Source organism: Comamonas testosteroni (genome assembly GCF_000761245.1).
GTDB classification, from domain to species: Bacteria; Pseudomonadota; Gammaproteobacteria; order Burkholderiales; family Burkholderiaceae_C; genus Comamonas; species Comamonas testosteroni_C.
In genome coordinates this window covers 492,736-510,336 of the sequence record NZ_AWOR01000001.1, presented here as the reverse complement: position 1 = coordinate 510,336, position 17,601 = coordinate 492,736, and the positions used below count along the sequence as shown (strand labels likewise).

Sequence of the window (17,601 nt, the reverse complement as noted above, 5' to 3'; positions counted from 1 at the left end):
GAGCCGGCTTTTTTCATGCTTCGGGCCGCAGCCCGAATCAGCGATCAACGTTCGTCGCGACGCGGTGCGCGGGGCTTGCGCTCAAAGCTGCGCTCGCCACCACGTTCACCATGGGGCTGGAAAGGCTTGCCGGCACTCTGACCAAAGGCGGGACGGCGATCGCCGCCGCCGAAGCCGCGCGATTCGCCACCACGGAAGCCGCCTTCGCGGGGAGCACCTGCATGAGCGCCTTCACGGCCACCGCCGAAGCTCTTGCGACCGAAGTCGCCGCCTTCACGGCGCTGGCCACCGCCGAAGCTGCTGCCACGCGATTCACCGCCGCCGAAGCCGCGCGATTCGCCACCACGGAAGCCGCCGCCGCGCTGCTCGCCACGATCGCCGCCGCCGAAGCTGCCGCGGTCATCGCGACGCTCGAAGCTGCGCTCCGGGCGCTGCTCGCCACCACCGAAGCCGGGACGACCGCCGCCGAAGCCACGATCCGCACCGCGCTCGCCACGATCGCCAAAGCGATCACCGCGAGGTGCACCGCCAAAGCCGGCACGATCGCCACCGAAGCGGTCACCGCCACGATCACCACCGAAACCGCCGCGGTCATTGCCACGGCCGGCGCCGAAGCTGCCGAAGCCGGACTTGCGGCCGTAGCCGTCGCCATCACGGCGACCACCAAAGCCGCCGCGACCACCAGCGCCGCCGCCGCCACCACGGCGACCGTCACGTTCGCCAGCTGCGGGGAAGCGCTGCTGGGGTTCCATGCCGGGAATGGTCTCGGCCTTGAACTGCTGACGGGTATAGCCTTCGATATCGAACACGCGGCGACGGTCACGGAATTCCGCAAACGTCACAGCAGTACCTTCGCGACCAGCGCGGCCGGTACGACCGATACGGTGGGTGTAGTCTTCAGCCTTCATGGGCAGGCCGTAGTTGAAGACGTGGGTGATGGTGGGCACGTCGATACCGCGAGCAGCCACATCGGTAGCCACCAGGATCTGGACCTGACCGTTGCGCAGCGCCATCAGGCGGCGATTGCGCAGACCCTGGCTCAGAGCACCGTGCAGGGCCACGGCGGAGAAGCCGTCTTGCTGCAGGTCGGTAGCCAGGCCGTCACATTCCACTTGTGTGGATGCAAACACGATGGCCTGGTTGATGCTGCTGTCACGCAGCCAGTGGTCCAGCATCTTGCGCTTGTGCTGAGCGTTGTCAGCCCAGAACAGCACTTGCTTGATGCTGGCGTGCTTTTCCTGAGGCGAATCAATCGTCAGCTTCTTCACGCCGGAGCCGTTGTCGTGCATCACACGCATGGCCAGCTGTTGCACGCGAGGTGCGAACGTAGCGCTGAACATCATGGTCTGCTTGCGCTGGGCAGTCATCACATTGACTTCAGCCAGATCGTCGGAGAAGCCCAGATCCAGCATGCGGTCAGCTTCGTCAACCACCAGGAACTGAACCTTGTCCAGCTTGATCTGCATGGAACGCTGCAGATCCAGCAGACGGCCGGGAGTGGCCACCACGAGGTCAGCGTTTTGCAGCTTGGCAATTTGCAGCTGGTAAGGAATGCCACCCACCACGTTGGCAATGCGAATGCCGCGGCAGTGCTTGACCAGCTCGATGGCGTCATGCGCCACCTGCTGGGCCAGCTCACGCGTGGGGCACAGCACCAGGGCGCCGGGTACGGCAGCCTTGAAGTTGCGGGAGTTGGTGGGGTCCTTGCGCTTGTTGCGCTTGGGCAGAGGCTCGCCCTTGGCGGTGGCTTCTGCGCACAGACGCTCGAACTCGGCCTTGGCTTCGGCATCGGCTTGAGCGCGTTGCTGAATCAGGGTGTGCAGCACGGGCAGCAGGAAGGCGGCGGTCTTGCCCGAGCCGGTCTGGCTGGACACCATCAGGTCGATGAAACCGCTGGCATCAGCGGCTTCGCCCATGGCCAAAGGAATGGCCTTTTGCTGCACTTGTGTGGGCTGGGTGTAGCCCAGGTCGGCCACGGCCTGAACCAGCTCTGGTGCCAGGCCCAGTTCAACGAAGCCATTAGGGACTTCTTCAGCAGCAATTTCTTCTGCAGTGTTTTCTTCAGCAGCAGCGTCTTCTGCGTCCATGTCAGCCAGCATGGCGTCCAGACGGGAATCGATTTCAGGCGAAGACAAAGCAATATCAGCAGCGGCCACTTGGCCCTGCTCCAGGGAGTTTTCTGTCATGAATAGCTCACGCAAAAAGCGACGCAGTCAGCGTGCTGCTCGCTTCTTTGACGGTTGGTTATCAACATCCACCGTCAGACTTTGACTGGCCCGTTCGCAAAACGGGGCAGATGGGTGTTATGGCTTGTCGTGTCGGCTGTATGCAGGCCGTTGCACGCAAGTAAGAACCCGGTGTGTGATGGAGATGCGCAAAAATTACCCATTGATCGGGTAAGCAGTGCATTGTCGCATGCACCGGGTTTTCCCGCAAGTGGCAGGGCTATACCATACCGCCACCGCGCCATCAGACACTGAGCAGCTGCTGACGGTAATGCTGCAGCTCGTCGATCGACTCGTGCACATCGGCCAGGGCCGTGTGGCGCTGCGCCTTCTTGAAGGAGGTATAGGCCTCGGGCTTCCAGCGCTTGGCCAGCTCCTTGAGCGTGCTCACGTCGATATTGCGATAGTGAAAGAAATTGTTGAGCTTGGGCATGTAGCGCTCCATGAAGCGCCTGTCCTGGCCAATGCTGTTGCCGCACAGCGGCGTCTTGCCCTTGGGCACGTATTTGCCCAGAAAGGCAATCAGCGCGGCCTCCGCCTCGGCTTCGCTGATGCTCGAGGCCTTGACCTTGTCGATCAGACCACTTCTGCCATGCGTGCCCTTGTTCCAGGCATCCATGCCGCCCAGCAGCTCGTCGGACTGATGAATGGCAAATACCGGGCCTTCGACGCGAATCTGCAGATCGGAGCTGCTGACCACCACGGCAATCTCGATGATGCGGTCGCGGTCGGGGTTCAGCCCCGTCATTTCGCAGTCCAGCCACACCATATTGAGATCGGATTTGGGCAGAACCGGTGGGGTAGCGGCCACGGGTGCGGCGCTGACGGAATTCGTACAGGAAGCTTCAGACATGGCGCAAATTGTCGCCTACACTGCCAATACATGGCTTCCAAACTAGATTTCACATTGGCACTTTCGCTGCTGTTTGCGACGGCCGTGGCCCTGCAATGGCTGCTGCGCGTGTGGCTTGTTTCGCGCCAGGTGCGCCATGTGGCCACCCATCGCGGCGCCGTGCCGCCGGCATTCGCCCATCGCATCAGCCTGTCCGCCCACCAGAAGGCGGCCGATTACACGCTGGCCAAGGCCAAGGTGTCGCTGATCGACATCACGCTGTCGGCCGCCGTGCTGCTGTGCTGGACGCTGCTGGGCGGGCTGGACTGGCTCAACCGCTGGCTGCTCGCGTCCATGGGCCCCGGCCTGTGGCAGCAGCTGGCGCTGCTTGCCTGCTTTGCCGTGATCTCGGCGCTGATCGAGCTGCCTTTGTCGCTCTATCAGACCTTCAGGCTGGAGCAGCGCTTTGGCTTCAACCAGATGACGCCAGGCCTGTGGCTGAGCGACCTGCTCAAGTCGACGCTGGTGGCGGCCATCATCGGCCTGCCGCTGGCGGCCCTGATTCTCTGGCTCATGGGCGGGGCCGGCCCGCTGTGGTGGCTCTGGGCCTGGGGCGCCTGGACGGCTTTCAATCTGCTGCTGATGTGGATTTTCCCCAGCTTTATTGCGCCGCTGTTCAACAAGTTCGAGCCGCTGGCCGATGAAGGCCTCAAGAGCCGCGTGACCCGGCTGATGGAGCGCTGCGGCTTTGCGGCCAAAGGACTGTTCGTGATGGACGGAAGCCGCCGCTCGGCACATGCCAACGCCTATTTCACGGGCTTTGGCAATTCCAAGCGCGTGGTCTTCTTTGACACCCTGCTCAGGCAGCTCAGCCCCGGCGAAGTCGAAGCCGTGCTGGCTCACGAGCTGGGCCACTTCAAGCACAAGCACATCAGCAAGCGCATGGTCCTGATGTTTGGCGTCTCGCTGCTGGGCTTTGCGCTGCTGGGCTGGCTCAGTCAGCAACTCTGGTTCTACACGGGACTCGGAGTCTCGGTGCTGCTGGGTCCGAACATCGACGTGGCTGCCGAAAACAATGCGCTGGCCCTGCTGCTGTTCATGCTGGCCGTGCCGGTCTTCAGCTTCTTCGTCACGCCGCTGATGTCCGCCATGTCGCGCCGCGACGAGTTCGAGGCCGATGCCTATGCCATGCAGCAGGCCGACGGTGCACAGCTGGCTTCGGCACTGCTCAAGCTTTACGAGGACAATGCCTCCACACTCACGCCAGACCCATGGTATGTGAGCTTTTACTATTCACACCCTCCTGCCGTGGATCGCCTGGCGCGCATGCCGGCTCCTGCAGGCAGCTTGTAACACCACAACGATTTCAGACATGAGCACACCTACACTGCAACACAAAGACTGGTCCCAGCTCAAGCGCAGCGCCTTGAGCACGGAGCAGGTGCGCGATCAGCTGGACAGCCTCCAAGGCTGGAAGCTGGCGAGCGGCGACTCGGCCATCGTCAAGACCTTCCGTTTCGTGAATTTCTACGAAACCATGGCCTTTGTGAACGCGCTGGCCCTGATTGCCCATCAGCAGGACCACCACCCCGACCTGGAAGTCGGCTACAACCGCTGCAAGGTCAGCCTCAACACCCATGATGTGGGCGGCATCTCCGAGACCGACATCGACTGCGCACGCCGCATCGAAGCACTGCTGAATCCGGCCTGATCTTTATGGCAAAACAAGGACGGCGCCCAGGCGCCCAAGCAGCAGGCAACACCCAGACAGGCCTGGTGGTCGCCAGCTATGGCCGCCACTGCGTGGTCGAGACCCCGGACGGCGAGCGCCGCATCTGCCACCCGCGCGGCAAAAAAAGCCAGGCCGTGGTGGGCGATCATGTGCAATGGCTCGCCCCCCCACCCGGCCAGGGCGATGAGGGCACGATCGAGAAAATCGTAGAGCGTCGCAACGTCTTCTACCGCCAGGATGACATTCGCACCAAGACCTTTGCAGCCAACCTGGACCAGCTTCTGATTCTGATAGCCGCCGAGCCGGTATTCAGCGAAGTGCAGCTCGCCCGCGCCCTGATCGCAGCCGAGGCCGCGCACATCAAACCCATCATTGCGCTCAACAAGATGGACCTGGAAGAGCCCTTCCTGCGCGCTTGGCAACGGCTGGAGCCCTACCGGGCCATGCGCGATGCAGCGGATGCCGCGCCGCACTACATGGTGCTGCCGCTGTCGCTGGAAGATGCGGACGACGAGGATCGCGACGCCATCATCGGCCTGCTGCAAGGCAAGACAACCCTGGTTCTCGGCCCTTCGGGCGTAGGCAAGAGCACCTTGATCAACTTGCTGCTGCCCGATGCCAAGGTGGCGACCAACGAAATTTCGCAAGCACTGAACACCGGCAAGCACACCACCACCAGCACCACCTTGTACTGGGTGGATGAGGCACGCACCACAGCCATCATCGACTCGCCTGGATTTCAGGAGTTCGGCCTCTATCACATTGCCGCCACGCAACTGGCCGCCTGCATGCCCGACATCGGCGCGCTGGCAGACCAGTGCAAGTTCTACAACTGCACCCATCTGCATGAGCCTGGCTGCGCCGTCATGGCCCAGGTCGAAGCGCAGGACAGCCCCCACGCCATCAGCGCCAACCGCTACCGGATCTATGGCGAGCTGTTCGAGGAATTGAGTCAGGAACCCCGCTACTGAGCGCGAGGCCAGCCAAGCCGGAAGGCCGCGCCATATGAGAGCAATTTCAGCGTTTGCCACGCAGCCATTCCAAGCCCGATGAGCGCCGGCACGATTGCGCCGCATCCGGGATAGGCTGGCAGCCACAACCCGGTGTTCACGCCATGAGACCCAGAGTTTTTCAGCCCTGCCTGCAAGCCGCCCTCGCCGTCGTGCTGTCTGCGGGCATGAGCTCGGGCTGGGCTCAGGGCACGGAGTCCGCCCCGAGCTGGGACGACGAGCCGCCCACGCTGTCTCGCTGGATCGAAGAGGGTTACAAGGCCGAGCAGCGCCAGCAGCCATGGCGCGCCGCCCAGCGTTATTGCGCGGCGGCACGCTATGGCAGCCTCGAGGCCCAATACCGGCTGGGCCGGCTGCTGTTGCAGGGCAGAGGCATGACACCCGACCCTGCCACGGGCACGACGCTGCTGGCCCTGGCCGCCCAGCGCGGACATGAAAAAGCCCGGCTGCTGCTGGCCGGCAAGCTGCCCGGCGACCGGCTGCCCGACTGCCTGACCCAGGGGGATGCTCCGCCTCAGGAGTTCACCGACTCCGGCCAAGAGGCCGTGCCCCACGAAGTGGTGGCCAGCTATGTGAGCAGTCTGCCCAGGGAGAAGCGGCGCATGGCCGAGCTGGTGCAGCGCCTGGCGCCACGCTTCTCGATTGATCCGCGGCTGGCACTGGCCATCGTGCGCTCGGAGTCGAATTTCGAGGCGCAGGCGCTGTCGCCGCGCAACGCTCAAGGTCTCATGCAGCTCATTCCCGAGACGGCCGAGCGTTTTGGCGTACGCGATGCCTGGAATCCCGAGCAGAACGTGCGTGGCGGGCTGGCCTACCTGCGCTGGCTGCTGGAGCGCTTCGAGGGCGATGTGGCACTGGTGTCGGCCGCCTACAACGCGGGCGAGAGAACCGTGCAGCAGTATGGCGGTGTGCCTCCTTATGCGGAGACGCGTGAATATGTGCGACGCATACTGAGCTTCTATCGCGCCAAGCGCCACGAGCGTCCTGCCCACTGATCCAGTCCGGCAGAGCGGCCGGCATCCCTGCGGCGGGCTTTTTCACCGCCGACGGCCAGGCCTGAAGACTCAGCCGAGCAGACGGGCAAAGGTCAGCAAGGCCAGCAGCAGAAGCCAGACCACGACCGAACGCCAGACCAGCCCCACCACACTGCGAAGATGGGACATTTCCGGCTCTCGTCCCGGAGTGACATCGCTGCCCGCCCACTGTGCATCGTCGCCCTCTTCACCGTCAGCCGCATCGCGGCGGCGCAAGGCCTCGCCCCCGAGGCGTACATTGATGGCGCCCGCGGTGGCCGCCAGAATCACGCCGTCGTTGTCATTGGGAAAGCGCTGGGCATAGACGCGCCAGTTGTCTATGGCTTCCTCAAAGCTGCCCACCATGGCAAAGGAAAGCGCCGTCAGCCGCGCCGGCAGCCAGTCGATCACATACCAGGCCTTGGCGGCAGCCCAGTGCAAGCGCTCGCTGGTCGGCGCCCGCAGCCCTTCGGCCCCCTTGCGCGACCAGGCTCGCGACAGGTATTCGGCCATGCGGTAGAGGATGGCCCCCAGCGGCCCCAGCCCCAGGGCCGAGAGAATCGAAAACCAGAACAGCACGCCAAATACATGACGGTGTGCGGCCAGCACCGAGTACTCGATGACATGGCGAACCACCTCGCTGCGCGGCACCTCGCTGGCATCGACCTGCTGCCAGTCGGCCAGGGCCTGGCGGGCTGCGAATTCATCGCCCGCATCGAGCGCATCGCGAATCCGCGTGAAATGGTGGCTGAACTGGCGGAAACCCAGCGTGACATAGAGCACGGCGACGTTCCACAGCATCGCGGCGGGCCAGCCAATGAACTCCATCAGCGCCCAGAATATGCCCAGCACGATAAGACTGGGCAGCAGCACGGCCATGGCCCAGGCCAGCCAGCCGTGATGGGGCTTGCCGGCATCGAAGTTGCTGCGCACGGTCACGGTCCAGGCGCGGTAACCGGCCTGCACCAGGTTGGACCGGGCCAGCGGACGTGCCTGCTCCAGCAGCAGTGCGATCAGGATGGCAAAAAAGCTCATTGCTTCATCATAGCGGCGCTGTTTGTCGGCTCGTTACAACTGCTGTCTCAAGCCGCCAAAAAACGGTAAAGATTGCGCAACATGCCCGCTGTCGCTCCCCAGATATAGCGTTGCTGCTCACCATCCTGATAGGGCATGGCAAACCATTCGCGATCCACGCCCTGCCACTGCATGGCATGACGCTCATGATGCGCGGGATTGAGCAGATAGGACAGCGGGACCTCGAACAGATCGGCCACCTCTCCCGGGTTGGGGAAGTAGCTGGCCTGCGGGTGGACCAGAGCCACCACAGGGGTGATGTGGAACGCGGTCCCCGTCACATAAATCGGCAGGCGCCCCAGCACCTCGACATTCCTCGGGGCCAGCCCGACTTCCTCATGCGCCTCGCGCACCGCCGTGGCCTCGGCCGAGACATCCTGCGGGTCACGCTTGCCGCCGGGAAAGGCCACCTGGCCCGAGTGCGTGGACAGCCCGGCCGAACGCACGGTCAGCAATACCGTGGGCCGCTCGCGCATGACGATGGGCACGAGCACGGCCGCGTCAGAAGGCTGCCTGGCCGTGATGCGTTTTTCCTGCATGGCCTCGGGCAGCCATTGCGGCGGCTGGGCAAAGCGTGTGCGCAGGGCTTGCGGCGTCTGCGCATCCAGCGGCACGGCCGGCAGCTGGCTGTCTATCCCCAGCAGGCGCGCCTGGCGCGGATCAACAATGCCCACCACGGGGAGCGAAGAATTATCAGTTGCAGGCATGTAGGTGTTCAGCCAAAACCAAAAGCAAGAATCACAAAGCCAAGGCCGGCATAAAAAAAGCCGCCACAGCGAACTGTAGCGGCTTTTACGGAATCGCTTCCGATACGCGTATTACACGGCTGCAGCAGCAGTCTTGTTAACGCGCTGGGGCAGCTTTTCCTTGATACGAGCAGACTTGCCGCTGCGCTCACGCAGGTAGTACAGCTTGGCACGACGCACATCACCGCGACGCTTGACTTCGATCTTGGCGATCAGGGGAGAGTAGGTCTGGAACGTACGTTCCACGCCTTCGCCGCTGGAGATCTTGCGCACTGTGAAGCCGCTGTTCAGGCCGCGATTACGCTTGGCAATCACCACGCCTTCGTAAGCCTGCACGCGCTTACGGCTACCTTCCACCACGTTCACGCTCACGATGACGGTGTCACCGGGGGCGAATTCGGGGATGGTCTTGTTCAGGCGAGCGATTTCTTCTTGCTCGAGGGTCTGGATCAGATTCATGATTTAGTCCACCTTGATCTTGTCCGCGCCAGAATTGGCAAGCGCCGGGATTGGTGCTATTGCTGCATTAAGCGAGCTGCCGAAGCGGCTCCGCCATTTCCTTGCAGCGGCCGGATAGAGGATCAAAGAGCCTGCAATTATAGCTTGGACGCAGTTTTTGCCAAAAAACCCTCATCCTTGGCATTGAGCAGCCCCTGCTCACGGGCCTGCTCTATCAGCTCGGGCCTGTGCTCGGCCGTAATGCGCAGGCGCTGGTCGCGGCGCCAGCGCTCGATATTGGAGTGGTGGCCGGAGAGCAGCGCGGCCGGCACATCCTGGCCATTCCAGACCTCCGGGCGCGTGTAATGAGAGCAGTCCAGCAAGCCGTCAAGCGCAGGATTGAAGCTGTCCTGCTGAAAGCTGCCTTCGTCGTTGAGCACGCCGGGCTGCAGACGCGCCAAAGAGTCCAGCAGCACCATGGCTGCCAGCTCGCCGCCCGAAAGTACAAAGTCACCCAGACTCAGTTGATGAGTGACATTTCTATCAATAAAACGCTGGTCAATGCCCTCATAGCGGCCGCAGAGCAGCACCGCCCCCCGGCTTTCGGCCCAATCGGCCACCACCGCATGCTTGAGAGTCGTACCTATGGGTGAGAACAGCACTACAGGAGCAGGCTCGGCCAGCTCCTGAGCATCGGCCTCGGTGCGTGCCGAGCGAATCGCTTCAAGGCAGCGCTGCAGCGGCTCGGCCATCATCACCATGCCGGGGCCTCCGCCAAACGGTCGATCATCCACACGGCGGTAGTTGCCTTCAGCCCAGTCACGCGGATTCCACAGATGCACTGCCACCTGGCCCGAACTGTAGGCACGGCGTGTCACCCCGCTCTCAAGAAATGGAGCGAACAGTTCAGGGAACAGCGTAATAATGTCGAAACGCATTGGTATAAAAGCGATTTCAGCTACAAACTAAATAGCAAAAAGGCTTTCCAGTTCAATAATCGGGCTGCCAGTCGACCACGATCTTCTTGCCGGCCAGATCCACCGAATCCACATAGGCATCGACAAAGGGTATCAGACGCTCCTGCTCCTTGCCGTCCTGTTCATAGCCCAGCACCAGCACGGTCTGCGGGCCGGTGGCCATCAAGTCCGTGATCACCCCCAGGGCCACACCTTCGCGGTTGACCACGTTCAGCCCCATCAGATCCACCCAGTAGAACTCACCATCCTCGGTCTTGGGAAAATGCTCGCGCGCCACAAAGACGCGGGCACCACGCAAAGCCTCGGCAGCGTTGCGGTCAGCGACCTCAAGCGAGGTGGCCACAATGGTGTCGGAATGGAAGCGGGCCTGCTTGACGGGCAGCACCACGGTGCCCGTGAAATGCTTGGCGCCTTTCTCGGCAGGCTGCAAAAACCAGTCCTTGGCGGTAAACAGGGCCTCTGGGGCGCTGCTGAAGGCATGAACCTTGAACCAGCCCTTGATTCCCCAGGCATCGGCAATGCGACCGACTTCAATGGCATCAGCAGGCAAGCTCGTGGCTTGAAGAACAGGCATGTGGCTCATGGGATCAGCAGAAAAATGCAGAATTTCAATAAAAAACGGGTCCCGTCAGGCAAGCCAACGGAACCCGCTTTGGTAAAGGTGCCTAGAGAGCAACCGCCTAAATTAGGCAGCAACCTTCTTTGCAGCTTCCTTGATCAGGCGTTCAGCCGTATCGGAAGTTTGAGCACCAACGCTCTTCCAGTAGTTCACGCGGTCCAGAGCCAGACGCAGGCCTTCTTCGGCGCCACGAGCGCTAGGGTTGTAGAAACCCAGACGTTCGATGAAAGCACCGTCGCGACGCACGCGCTTGTCAGCTGCAACGATGTTGTAGAAGGGACGAGCCTTAGAGCCGCCGCGGGAGAGACGAATAACAACCATGATGTTTCCTTCGGGTGGTTACAGCCAGTGCCATCAAAAATTTGACCAGCTGCGCAGGTTTTCTTACAGCGTTTGAGACACGCGACATGACCACCCGGCCAGCGACACGCCGTAAAACCGGAAATTATATCGAGTTCTGTCAAAGCTGCCTATAGCAACGACAAATGGGCATAGTCGACACAGAGGACTGCCTGAAAGTGAACCGCAATTGCCCTGAGCCCCGCATTCCGCGCGAAGGGAATAATGGACGGGTTCTTTCGTTTTCTGCCTGCGCACCAGACCATGAACCAACTTGCTCCCGCCACCACCCCGGCCCCTCGCCCAAAAAACAAGACAGTTGCCGCCTGGCTGGCCTTGCTCGGCGGCCCGCTCGGGCTGCATCGCTTTTACCTGCACGGACTTGGAGACTGGCTTGGCTGGCTGCTGCCCATTCCCACGGCACTCGGCATCTACGGCATCGAACGCGTGCAGCAGCTGGGGCAGGACGACAGGCTGAGCTGGCTGCTGATCCCCCTGCTCGGCTTCACCATCGCGGGCTGCGCCCTGCGCGCCATTCTCTACGGCCTGATGGAACAGCGAAACTGGAATCGGCTCTTCAATCCCAGGATGGATGCCGACGCGCCTGCGGGACGCACCCAATGGGCCACGATTTTTGCCGTAAGCCTGTCCCTGATGCTGGGGGCCACCGTGCTGATGGCCAGTATTGCCTACAGCTTCCAGCACTACTTCGAATATCAGGTCGAAGAGGCGCGCAAGATTTCGCAGTAGCTGCAGCGCCCTGAACCAGGGGTTCTCGCTCACGCCGAAGCGGCTTCGGCCTCGCCGCTTTTGTAAGCAAAAGTCTAATTTTTCACCCGCTGAACGCAAAGCGCCGCCTGCCGATTCCACAGAACTCACAATGCCCAACTGACGAACATCTTGCAAAGACTGCATCCAAGCAGTTTTCGCACTACGACGGCTTTGCTGCACCAGTCCGAAGAGGTCTTATGTCTGCAACCAACGAAAAGTCTGCCAGATCCGAAGTGCATGGGCAAAACTCCTTTCCAGCTGCCACCAGTCTGGTCGGCGTGTACGGAGAACAGCTTTTCCGCATTCTCGAGCAGACCAGCAGCGGCTATGTGCTGCTGGATGCCCAGAACCGGGCCCAGCGCTGGAATGATGGCTACCTGCAGCTATTTCCCTGGCTGGCCGCCACCCTCAAGGTAGGCATACCTCTGCAAGCCGCCTTGCAAGCTGCCGCAACCGCAGCCCCGGCAAGCGCTGCACCGGCTCTGAGCCATATCGCCGGGAGTCATCAGGCCCTTATTGCGCGCCAGCAGGCCAATGCCCAGTTTCAGTTGCCCAATGGGCGCAAGCTCAATCTGTCGGCTCACGCCCTATCGGCCAATTACACCGTGCTGGCCTGCAAGGAACTGCTGCCTCATGGCAACGAGGCAGAAAGCCTTTCCTTCTTCGATGTGCTGACCAATCTGCCCAACCGGCGCCTGCTGCTAGACAGGCTGTCCCAGGCCATGATCCAGTCCGAGCGCACGGGCTGGCGCGGGGCCTTGCTGACCATAGACATGGGGCCGGTGGCGGGCTCGTCCGCCGGCACAGGCGAGAGCCCGGCCGGCCTGGCACAGAACATCGCACAGCGCCTGCTGGCCTGCGTACGCTCCTGCGATACCGTGGCCAGACTCGATGCCACGCATTTCGTCATCATGGTTTCGGATCTATCCCCGGATATCGAGGTGACCACGGTGCTGGTGGAGCGCTTGGGAGAGCGTCTGCAGGAAAGCCTGAACGGCAGCTACCAGCTCGGCAACAAAAACGCGATGCTGGAGGCCAATATCGGCGCCACTTTGTTCGGCCCCCATTCCCGCTCCGCCACCGAGTTGCTGCAGCAGGCTGAGAGCGCCATGTACCGTCTGCGCGACGAGGAAGCCCGCGGCCTGCACTTCTTCAGCCCCGAGCAGCGCATCCAGGCCAATGATCGCCACCGCATCGAGCAAGAGCTGCGCGAAGCCCTGCGCCTCGGCCAGTTCGAGCTGCATTACCAGGCGCAATATTCCGCCAGCGGCGAAGTCAACGCACTGGAAGCCCTGCTGCGCTGGCGCCATCCCAGACGAGGACTGGTACCACCGAGCATCTTCCTGTCGGTGGCAGAGGAAACAGACATCATCGTTCCGCTGGGCCGCTGGAGCATTCAAGCCGCCTGCGAGCAATTGGCCCGATGGAAAGCCGACCCGCAATTGGGCAAGCTGCCCATCTGCGTCAACATCAGCGCCAGGCAGCTCAGGCAAGCCGATCTGGCCGAGCAGGTGCAGGGCATCATCAGCCAGACAGGGGCCGACCCGGCCTTGCTGCTGCTGGAGCTTTCCACTCAGGCCCTGAGTCCTCCACACGCGGATATAGTGCCCACACTCACCCGCCTGCGCACCATGGGGGTACGGCTGTCACTCGACGATTTTGGTGGCAGCTCCCATATGCAGGAAGCGCTGCAACAGTTGCCCCTGAACCAGCTCAAGCTCTCGCAGTCTCTGGTGCAGCGCCTGGGGCCCAACAATGCCGCCGAAGCCGCCGTGCAGGCGGCCATCGCGCTGGCCGCCCGCCATCGGATGATGATCGTCGGCGCAGGGGTGGAAACCCTGGAGCAGCGCGCCCTGCTGGCGCAATATGGCTGCGAGCATTTCATGGGCTATCTGCTCAGCCCCCCGGCACCGGTGAGCCAACTCAGATCGCTGCTGCAGCGGCAGGCCATATCCAGTCTGCAGGAAACTGCAGCTTGACTACCGTGTTTGCGCCATGAAAAAAGGCTTCGCAATGCGAAGCCTTTTTGGCATTTCCCCCTTGATTGACAAGCGCTAACTGCTATCAATCAAGGAGCGCACAAACTCAATACAGCTGCAGGCTGATCCAGTAGGCAATGGATGCCACAAAGGCGCTGGCAGGGATCGTCAGAATCCATGCCCAGACGATATTGCCAGCCACGCCCCAGCGCACGGCACTCGCGCGCTGCGTGGAACCCACGCCCACGATGGCACCGGTAATGGTGTGCGTGGTCGAGACGGGAACACCCAGGAAGGTGGCAAAGAACAATGTCAGAGCACCACCGGATTCGGCGCAGAAACCACCGACGGGCTTGAGCTTGGTGATCTTCTGCCCCATGGTCTTGACGATGCGCCAGCCGCCAAACATGGTGCCCAGTCCGATGGCCAGATAGCAGCTCACGATGGTCCACAAGGGAGGCTCGGCATCACCGGCATTGGCATAGCCCGTGGCAATCAGCAGCAGCCAGATGATGCCGATGGTCTTTTGCGCATCGTTACCACCGTGACCCAGGCTGTAGGCACCAGCAGACACCAGCTGCAGACGGCGGAACCACTTGTCCACGCGATTGGGGCTGGCGCGGCGGAAAATCCAGGCCACCAGCACCATCATCAGCGAACCCAGCAGAAAGCCCAGCACGGGTGAGACGAAGATGAAGGCCACGGTCTTCCAGATGCCGCTGGCGATCAGCGCGCCCGCGCCGGCCTTGGCAATCACCGCACCCACGATGCCGCCAATCAGGGCATGCGAGGAACTGCTGGGAATGCCGTAGATCCAGGTGATTACGTTCCAGGTGATGGCCCCCACCAGGGCGCCGAACACGACATGCGTGTCAACGATGCCCGGCTGAACAATACCCTTGCCCACGGTTGCCGCCACACTGAGGTGGAAGACGAAAACCGCCACAACGTTGAAGAACGCGGCAAATGCCACGGCCTGAGTAGGTTTGAGAACCCCCGTGGAAACCACGGTGGCAATCGAATTGGCAGCGTCGTGAAAGCCGTTCATGAAATCGAACAGCAAGGCGAGCACCACCAGCAAAATCACAACCCAGAGGGCTGCCTGTACCGGCTCCATGATCGGGCTCCAGCGAGAATCAGGAATTCTCGAGGACGATGCCCTCGATCAGGTTCGCCACGTCTTCGCAGCGGTCCGTGATGGTTTCCAGCAGCTCATAGATAGCCTTGAGCTTGATCACCTCACGCACATCGGGCTCTTCACGGAACAGCTTGCTCATGGCCGCACGCATCACGCGGTCCGCATCGCTTTCCAGGCGGTCGATCTCGTCGCAGGTCTTGCTGGCGGCGTCCACGATCGTGGGGTCCGAGAGGCGGTCCAGCAGCTTGACGGCATCACGCACACGCTCGCAGCAACGCACGCACAGATCGGTCAGACGTGTGATTTCGTCTGTCATGTGACGCACGTCATACAGTGCCATGGTCTCGGCCGAGTCCTGAATCAGGTCGGCCACGTCGTCCATGGTGTTGATCAGCGAGTGGATATGCTCGCGATCCAGGGGCGTGATGAAGGTCTTGTGCAGCAGCTTGGTGACATCATGGGTCACACGGTCGGCTGCGCGCTCGGCGTTGTCCACATCGGCGTTGTATTTTTCGCGCAGATGGAGATCGTTGTAATTTGCAACGAGTTGCGAGAAAGCATGAGCTGCTTCAACGATGCGGTCCGCATGTTGATTGAACATCTCGAAAAAATTGCCTTCGCGCGGCAATAGCTTGCCAAACAGCATGAATGCTCCTTACCGGGGAAAAGAAACCAGGCGACTCACTGCAAAAAAAGTGCATGGTTCCCGGCTCAAACGGGGCGGAGTTTACTCTTGAGTCATTGTGCGTTTCAGCGCGTCTTCAAGACACCCCTTCGGGCACCACGAAAAATAAAATACAAGCTCTGAGCCATGCTAGAAGCTGTCACAAAGCCTGTGATTCCTCCAGACAACAGCACAGAGCAGAAATTCGCCCGTCGAATGCACCGACCGCAGGAGCATGTCACCTTGCCACGCGAAAACGTTCCAAATACTTCTTTTTGTAATATACAAATTCCATTCAATAACAAAAAAGAATTAAAAGGAACCAAAAAGAAATGAATAAAACAATCAAAGAACCATAAAAAACGTCATTTTTTTGTCATTTTCTTGAATTTCAGGGGAATTAGGGTTCACCCTTGACTACAAGAGAGCGTCACGGCGGGATAGCGCACCGCGATCGAAAGCGCCAACAGTCTCGTCGAGACTTACTCTCCCAGGTAAGCCGCACGCACGCGCGGATCGCTCAGCAAGGTCTGGCCCGGCCCCGTCATGGTGATGATGCCGGACTCCATGACATAACCCCGATCGGCCAGCGCCAGCGCGCGACTGGCGTTCTGCTCCACCAGCACCATGGTCACGCCCAGCGCATAGACATTGCTGACCACCTCGAAGATCTTGTCCACCATGATGGGCGACAAGCCCATGGACGGCTCGTCCAGCAGCAGCACCTTGGGCTGGCTCATGAGCGCGCGGGCCATGGCCAGCATCTGCTGCTCGCCCCCGGACATGGTGCCCGCCAACTGATCCTTGCGCTCCTTCAGACGCGGAAAGATGCCGAACATGCGTTCGATATCCGCCTGTATGCCAGCCTTGTCATTGCGCGTGTAGGCACCCATGAGCAAATTTTCGGTGATCGTCATGCGGGCGAACACGCCGCGCCCCTCGGGCACCATGACCAGGCCTTCGGCCACCAGATCCCAGGCGCCCTTGCCCTTGATGCTCTTGCCGAGGTAGAGAATTTCGCCATCGGCAATCGGCAGCCCTCGCGTGACAGCCTTCATGGTCGTGGTTTTGCCCGCGCCGTTGGAGCCGATCAGCGACACCAGCTCGCCCTGATGTACCTGAAAGTCCACGCCCTTTACAGCCTGAATGCCGCCATAGCCCACCTTCAGGCCCTTGACCTGCAGCAACACCGGGGCCGTGGACTTGGAGGCCTGCGCCTGTTCCAGCACTTGATCCTGCATCTTCAATGGCCTCCCGTGCCCAGATAGGCTTCAATCACTTTTTCATTCTTCTGCACTTCGGCAGGCGTGCCTTCGGCAATCGGCTTGCCATAGTCCAGCACCGTCACGCGGTCGCACAGCCCCATGACCAGCTTCACATCGTGCTCGATGAGCAAGATGGTGCGGTGGTCGTTGCGAATGCGGTCGATCAACTCACGCAACTGCACCTTCTCGGTCGCGTTCATGCCGGCGGCCGGCTCATCCAGTGCAATCAGCTGCGGGTCCGTCGCCAATGCTCGGGCAATCTCCAGGCGACGCTGGTCGCCATAGGACAGGGTGCGCGCCTTGAAGTCCGCATATTTGCCGATGCCGACATAGTCGAGCAGCTCACGGGAGCGGGCGCGGATTGCGGCTTCCTCGGCCTTGAAGCCCTTGGTGCGAAACACTGCCCCGAGCAGGCCCGAATGCGTGCGCACATGGCGCCCGACCATGACGTTTTCCAGCGCCGTCATTTCGGCAAACAGGCGAATGTTCTGGAAGGTCCGGGCAATGCCCGCTCTGGCCACCTTGTGCACTGCCGTCGGCTCATAGGGCTTGCCAGCGAGTTCGAACTTGCCGGTGTCGGGCGTGTAGAGGCCGGTGATCACATTGAAGAAAGTCGTCTTGCCTGCGCCATTCGGACCGATGAGGCCATAGACCTGCCCTCGCTCTATCGTCATGCCGACGCCGGACAGGGCCTGCAAGCCACCGAAGCGCTTGGAGATGTCCGAGACGTGGAGGACCGTGGAAGTCGTGCTCTCTGCCATATCAGTTCACATTCCTTG

At 61.4% G+C, this 17,601-nt stretch carries 19 protein-coding genes; 7 read left to right on the top strand and 12 right to left on the bottom strand.

The window, feature by feature from the left end; genetic code table 11:
- Window positions 1–44 precede the first annotated feature (44 nt).
- A complete protein-coding gene (locus P353_RS02310; RefSeq protein WP_034364748.1) occupies window positions 45–2,186 on the bottom strand; it encodes a DEAD/DEAH box helicase in 2,142 nt (713 codons plus the stop codon).
- 283 nt (window positions 2,187–2,469) lie between these two features.
- Entirely contained in the window at window positions 2,470–3,078 is a 609-nt protein-coding gene (orn, locus tag P353_RS02305; protein ID WP_034364746.1) for an oligoribonuclease, read from the bottom strand.
- A gap of 30 nt (window positions 3,079–3,108) precedes the next feature.
- Here orn and P353_RS02300 point away from each other — a divergent pair, with 30 nt between their 5' ends.
- The 4 genes from P353_RS02300 (at window position 3,109) to P353_RS02285 (ending at window position 6,794) form a co-directional block, all read left to right on the top strand.
- Complete coding sequence (locus P353_RS02300; protein WP_034364743.1) at window positions 3,109–4,410, top strand: M48 family metallopeptidase; 1,302 nt, start codon at window positions 3,109–3,111, stop codon at window positions 4,408–4,410.
- 19 nt (window positions 4,411–4,429) lie between these two features.
- Window positions 4,430–4,768, top strand: coding sequence for a 4a-hydroxytetrahydrobiopterin dehydratase (locus P353_RS02295; RefSeq protein ID WP_034364741.1), 339 nt, complete (start codon window positions 4,430–4,432; stop codon window positions 4,766–4,768).
- A gap of 5 nt (window positions 4,769–4,773) precedes the next feature.
- Entirely contained in the window at window positions 4,774–5,760 is a 987-nt protein-coding gene (gene rsgA / locus P353_RS02290; RefSeq protein WP_052084634.1) for a ribosome small subunit-dependent GTPase A, read from the top strand.
- Window positions 5,761–5,903: 143 nt separating this feature from the next.
- Window positions 5,904–6,794 carry a lytic transglycosylase domain-containing protein gene (locus tag P353_RS02285; protein ID WP_034364739.1) on the top strand — a complete coding sequence of 297 codons (891 nt, stop codon included), beginning with the start codon at window positions 5,904–5,906 and terminating at the stop codon, window positions 6,792–6,794.
- A 69-nt stretch (window positions 6,795–6,863) separates the two neighbouring features.
- Here the strand turns inward: P353_RS02285 and P353_RS02280 are convergent, their stop codons facing one another.
- The 6 genes from P353_RS02280 to rpsP form a co-directional block, all read right to left on the bottom strand.
- The gene (locus tag P353_RS02280; protein ID WP_034364737.1) at window positions 6,864–7,847 is read right to left on the bottom strand and encodes a CobD/CbiB family protein; all 984 of its coding nucleotides are present in this window, start codon (window positions 7,845–7,847) and stop codon (window positions 6,864–6,866) included.
- A 47-nt stretch (window positions 7,848–7,894) separates the two neighbouring features.
- Window positions 7,895–8,593: a CoA pyrophosphatase gene (locus P353_RS02275; protein WP_034364735.1), complete on the bottom strand. Its 699-nt coding sequence runs from the start codon at window positions 8,591–8,593 to the stop codon at window positions 7,895–7,897.
- 111 nt (window positions 8,594–8,704) lie between these two features.
- On the bottom strand, window positions 8,705–9,091 hold the full coding sequence (gene rplS / locus P353_RS02270; protein WP_003076790.1) for a 50S ribosomal protein L19: 387 nt from the start codon (window positions 9,089–9,091) through the stop codon (window positions 8,705–8,707).
- Between the two features lie 137 nt (window positions 9,092–9,228).
- Window positions 9,229–10,008 carry a tRNA (guanosine(37)-N1)-methyltransferase TrmD gene (gene trmD, locus P353_RS02265; protein ID WP_034364732.1) on the bottom strand — a complete coding sequence of 260 codons (780 nt, stop codon included), beginning with the start codon at window positions 10,006–10,008 and terminating at the stop codon, window positions 9,229–9,231.
- Window positions 10,009–10,060: 52 nt separating this feature from the next.
- The gene (rimM, locus tag P353_RS02260; protein WP_034364729.1) at window positions 10,061–10,630 is read right to left on the bottom strand and encodes a ribosome maturation factor RimM; all 570 of its coding nucleotides are present in this window, start codon (window positions 10,628–10,630) and stop codon (window positions 10,061–10,063) included.
- A 102-nt stretch (window positions 10,631–10,732) separates the two neighbouring features.
- Window positions 10,733–10,987: a 30S ribosomal protein S16 gene (gene rpsP / locus P353_RS02255; protein ID WP_003058210.1), complete on the bottom strand. Its 255-nt coding sequence runs from the start codon at window positions 10,985–10,987 to the stop codon at window positions 10,733–10,735.
- Between the two features lie 282 nt (window positions 10,988–11,269).
- Here rpsP and P353_RS02250 point away from each other — a divergent pair, with 282 nt between their 5' ends.
- Together P353_RS02250 and P353_RS02245 are read left to right on the top strand one after the other, a co-directional pair.
- Entirely contained in the window at window positions 11,270–11,755 is a 486-nt protein-coding gene (locus P353_RS02250) for an NINE protein (RefSeq protein ID WP_034365437.1), read from the top strand.
- Window positions 11,756–11,973: 218 nt separating this feature from the next.
- Complete coding sequence (locus tag P353_RS02245; protein ID WP_034364726.1) at window positions 11,974–13,755, top strand: putative bifunctional diguanylate cyclase/phosphodiesterase; 1,782 nt, start codon at window positions 11,974–11,976, stop codon at window positions 13,753–13,755.
- Window positions 13,756–13,861: 106 nt separating this feature from the next.
- Here P353_RS02245 and P353_RS02240 read toward each other — a convergent pair whose 3' ends face one another.
- On the bottom strand, window positions 13,862–14,872 hold the full coding sequence (locus P353_RS02240) for an inorganic phosphate transporter (protein ID WP_034364723.1): 1,011 nt from the start codon (window positions 14,870–14,872) through the stop codon (window positions 13,862–13,864).
- A gap of 19 nt (window positions 14,873–14,891) precedes the next feature.
- Window positions 14,892–15,539 carry a DUF47 domain-containing protein gene (locus P353_RS02235; protein ID WP_034364720.1) on the bottom strand — a complete coding sequence of 216 codons (648 nt, stop codon included), beginning with the start codon at window positions 15,537–15,539 and terminating at the stop codon, window positions 14,892–14,894.
- A gap of 165 nt (window positions 15,540–15,704) precedes the next feature.
- Here P353_RS02235 and P353_RS28965 point away from each other — a divergent pair, with 165 nt between their 5' ends.
- Window positions 15,705–15,893, top strand: a complete 189-nt coding sequence (locus P353_RS28965; protein WP_155500140.1) for a hypothetical protein — start codon at window positions 15,705–15,707, stop codon at window positions 15,891–15,893.
- Between the two features lie 146 nt (window positions 15,894–16,039).
- Here P353_RS28965 and P353_RS02230 read toward each other — a convergent pair whose 3' ends face one another.
- On the bottom strand, window positions 16,040–16,798 hold the full coding sequence (locus P353_RS02230) for an ABC transporter ATP-binding protein (protein WP_034364717.1): 759 nt from the start codon (window positions 16,796–16,798) through the stop codon (window positions 16,040–16,042).
- Between the two features lie 2 nt (window positions 16,799–16,800).
- Window positions 16,801–17,583, bottom strand: coding sequence for an ABC transporter ATP-binding protein (locus tag P353_RS02225; protein ID WP_034364715.1), 783 nt, complete (start codon window positions 17,581–17,583; stop codon window positions 16,801–16,803).
- Between the last annotated feature and the right edge of the window lie 18 nt (window positions 17,584–17,601).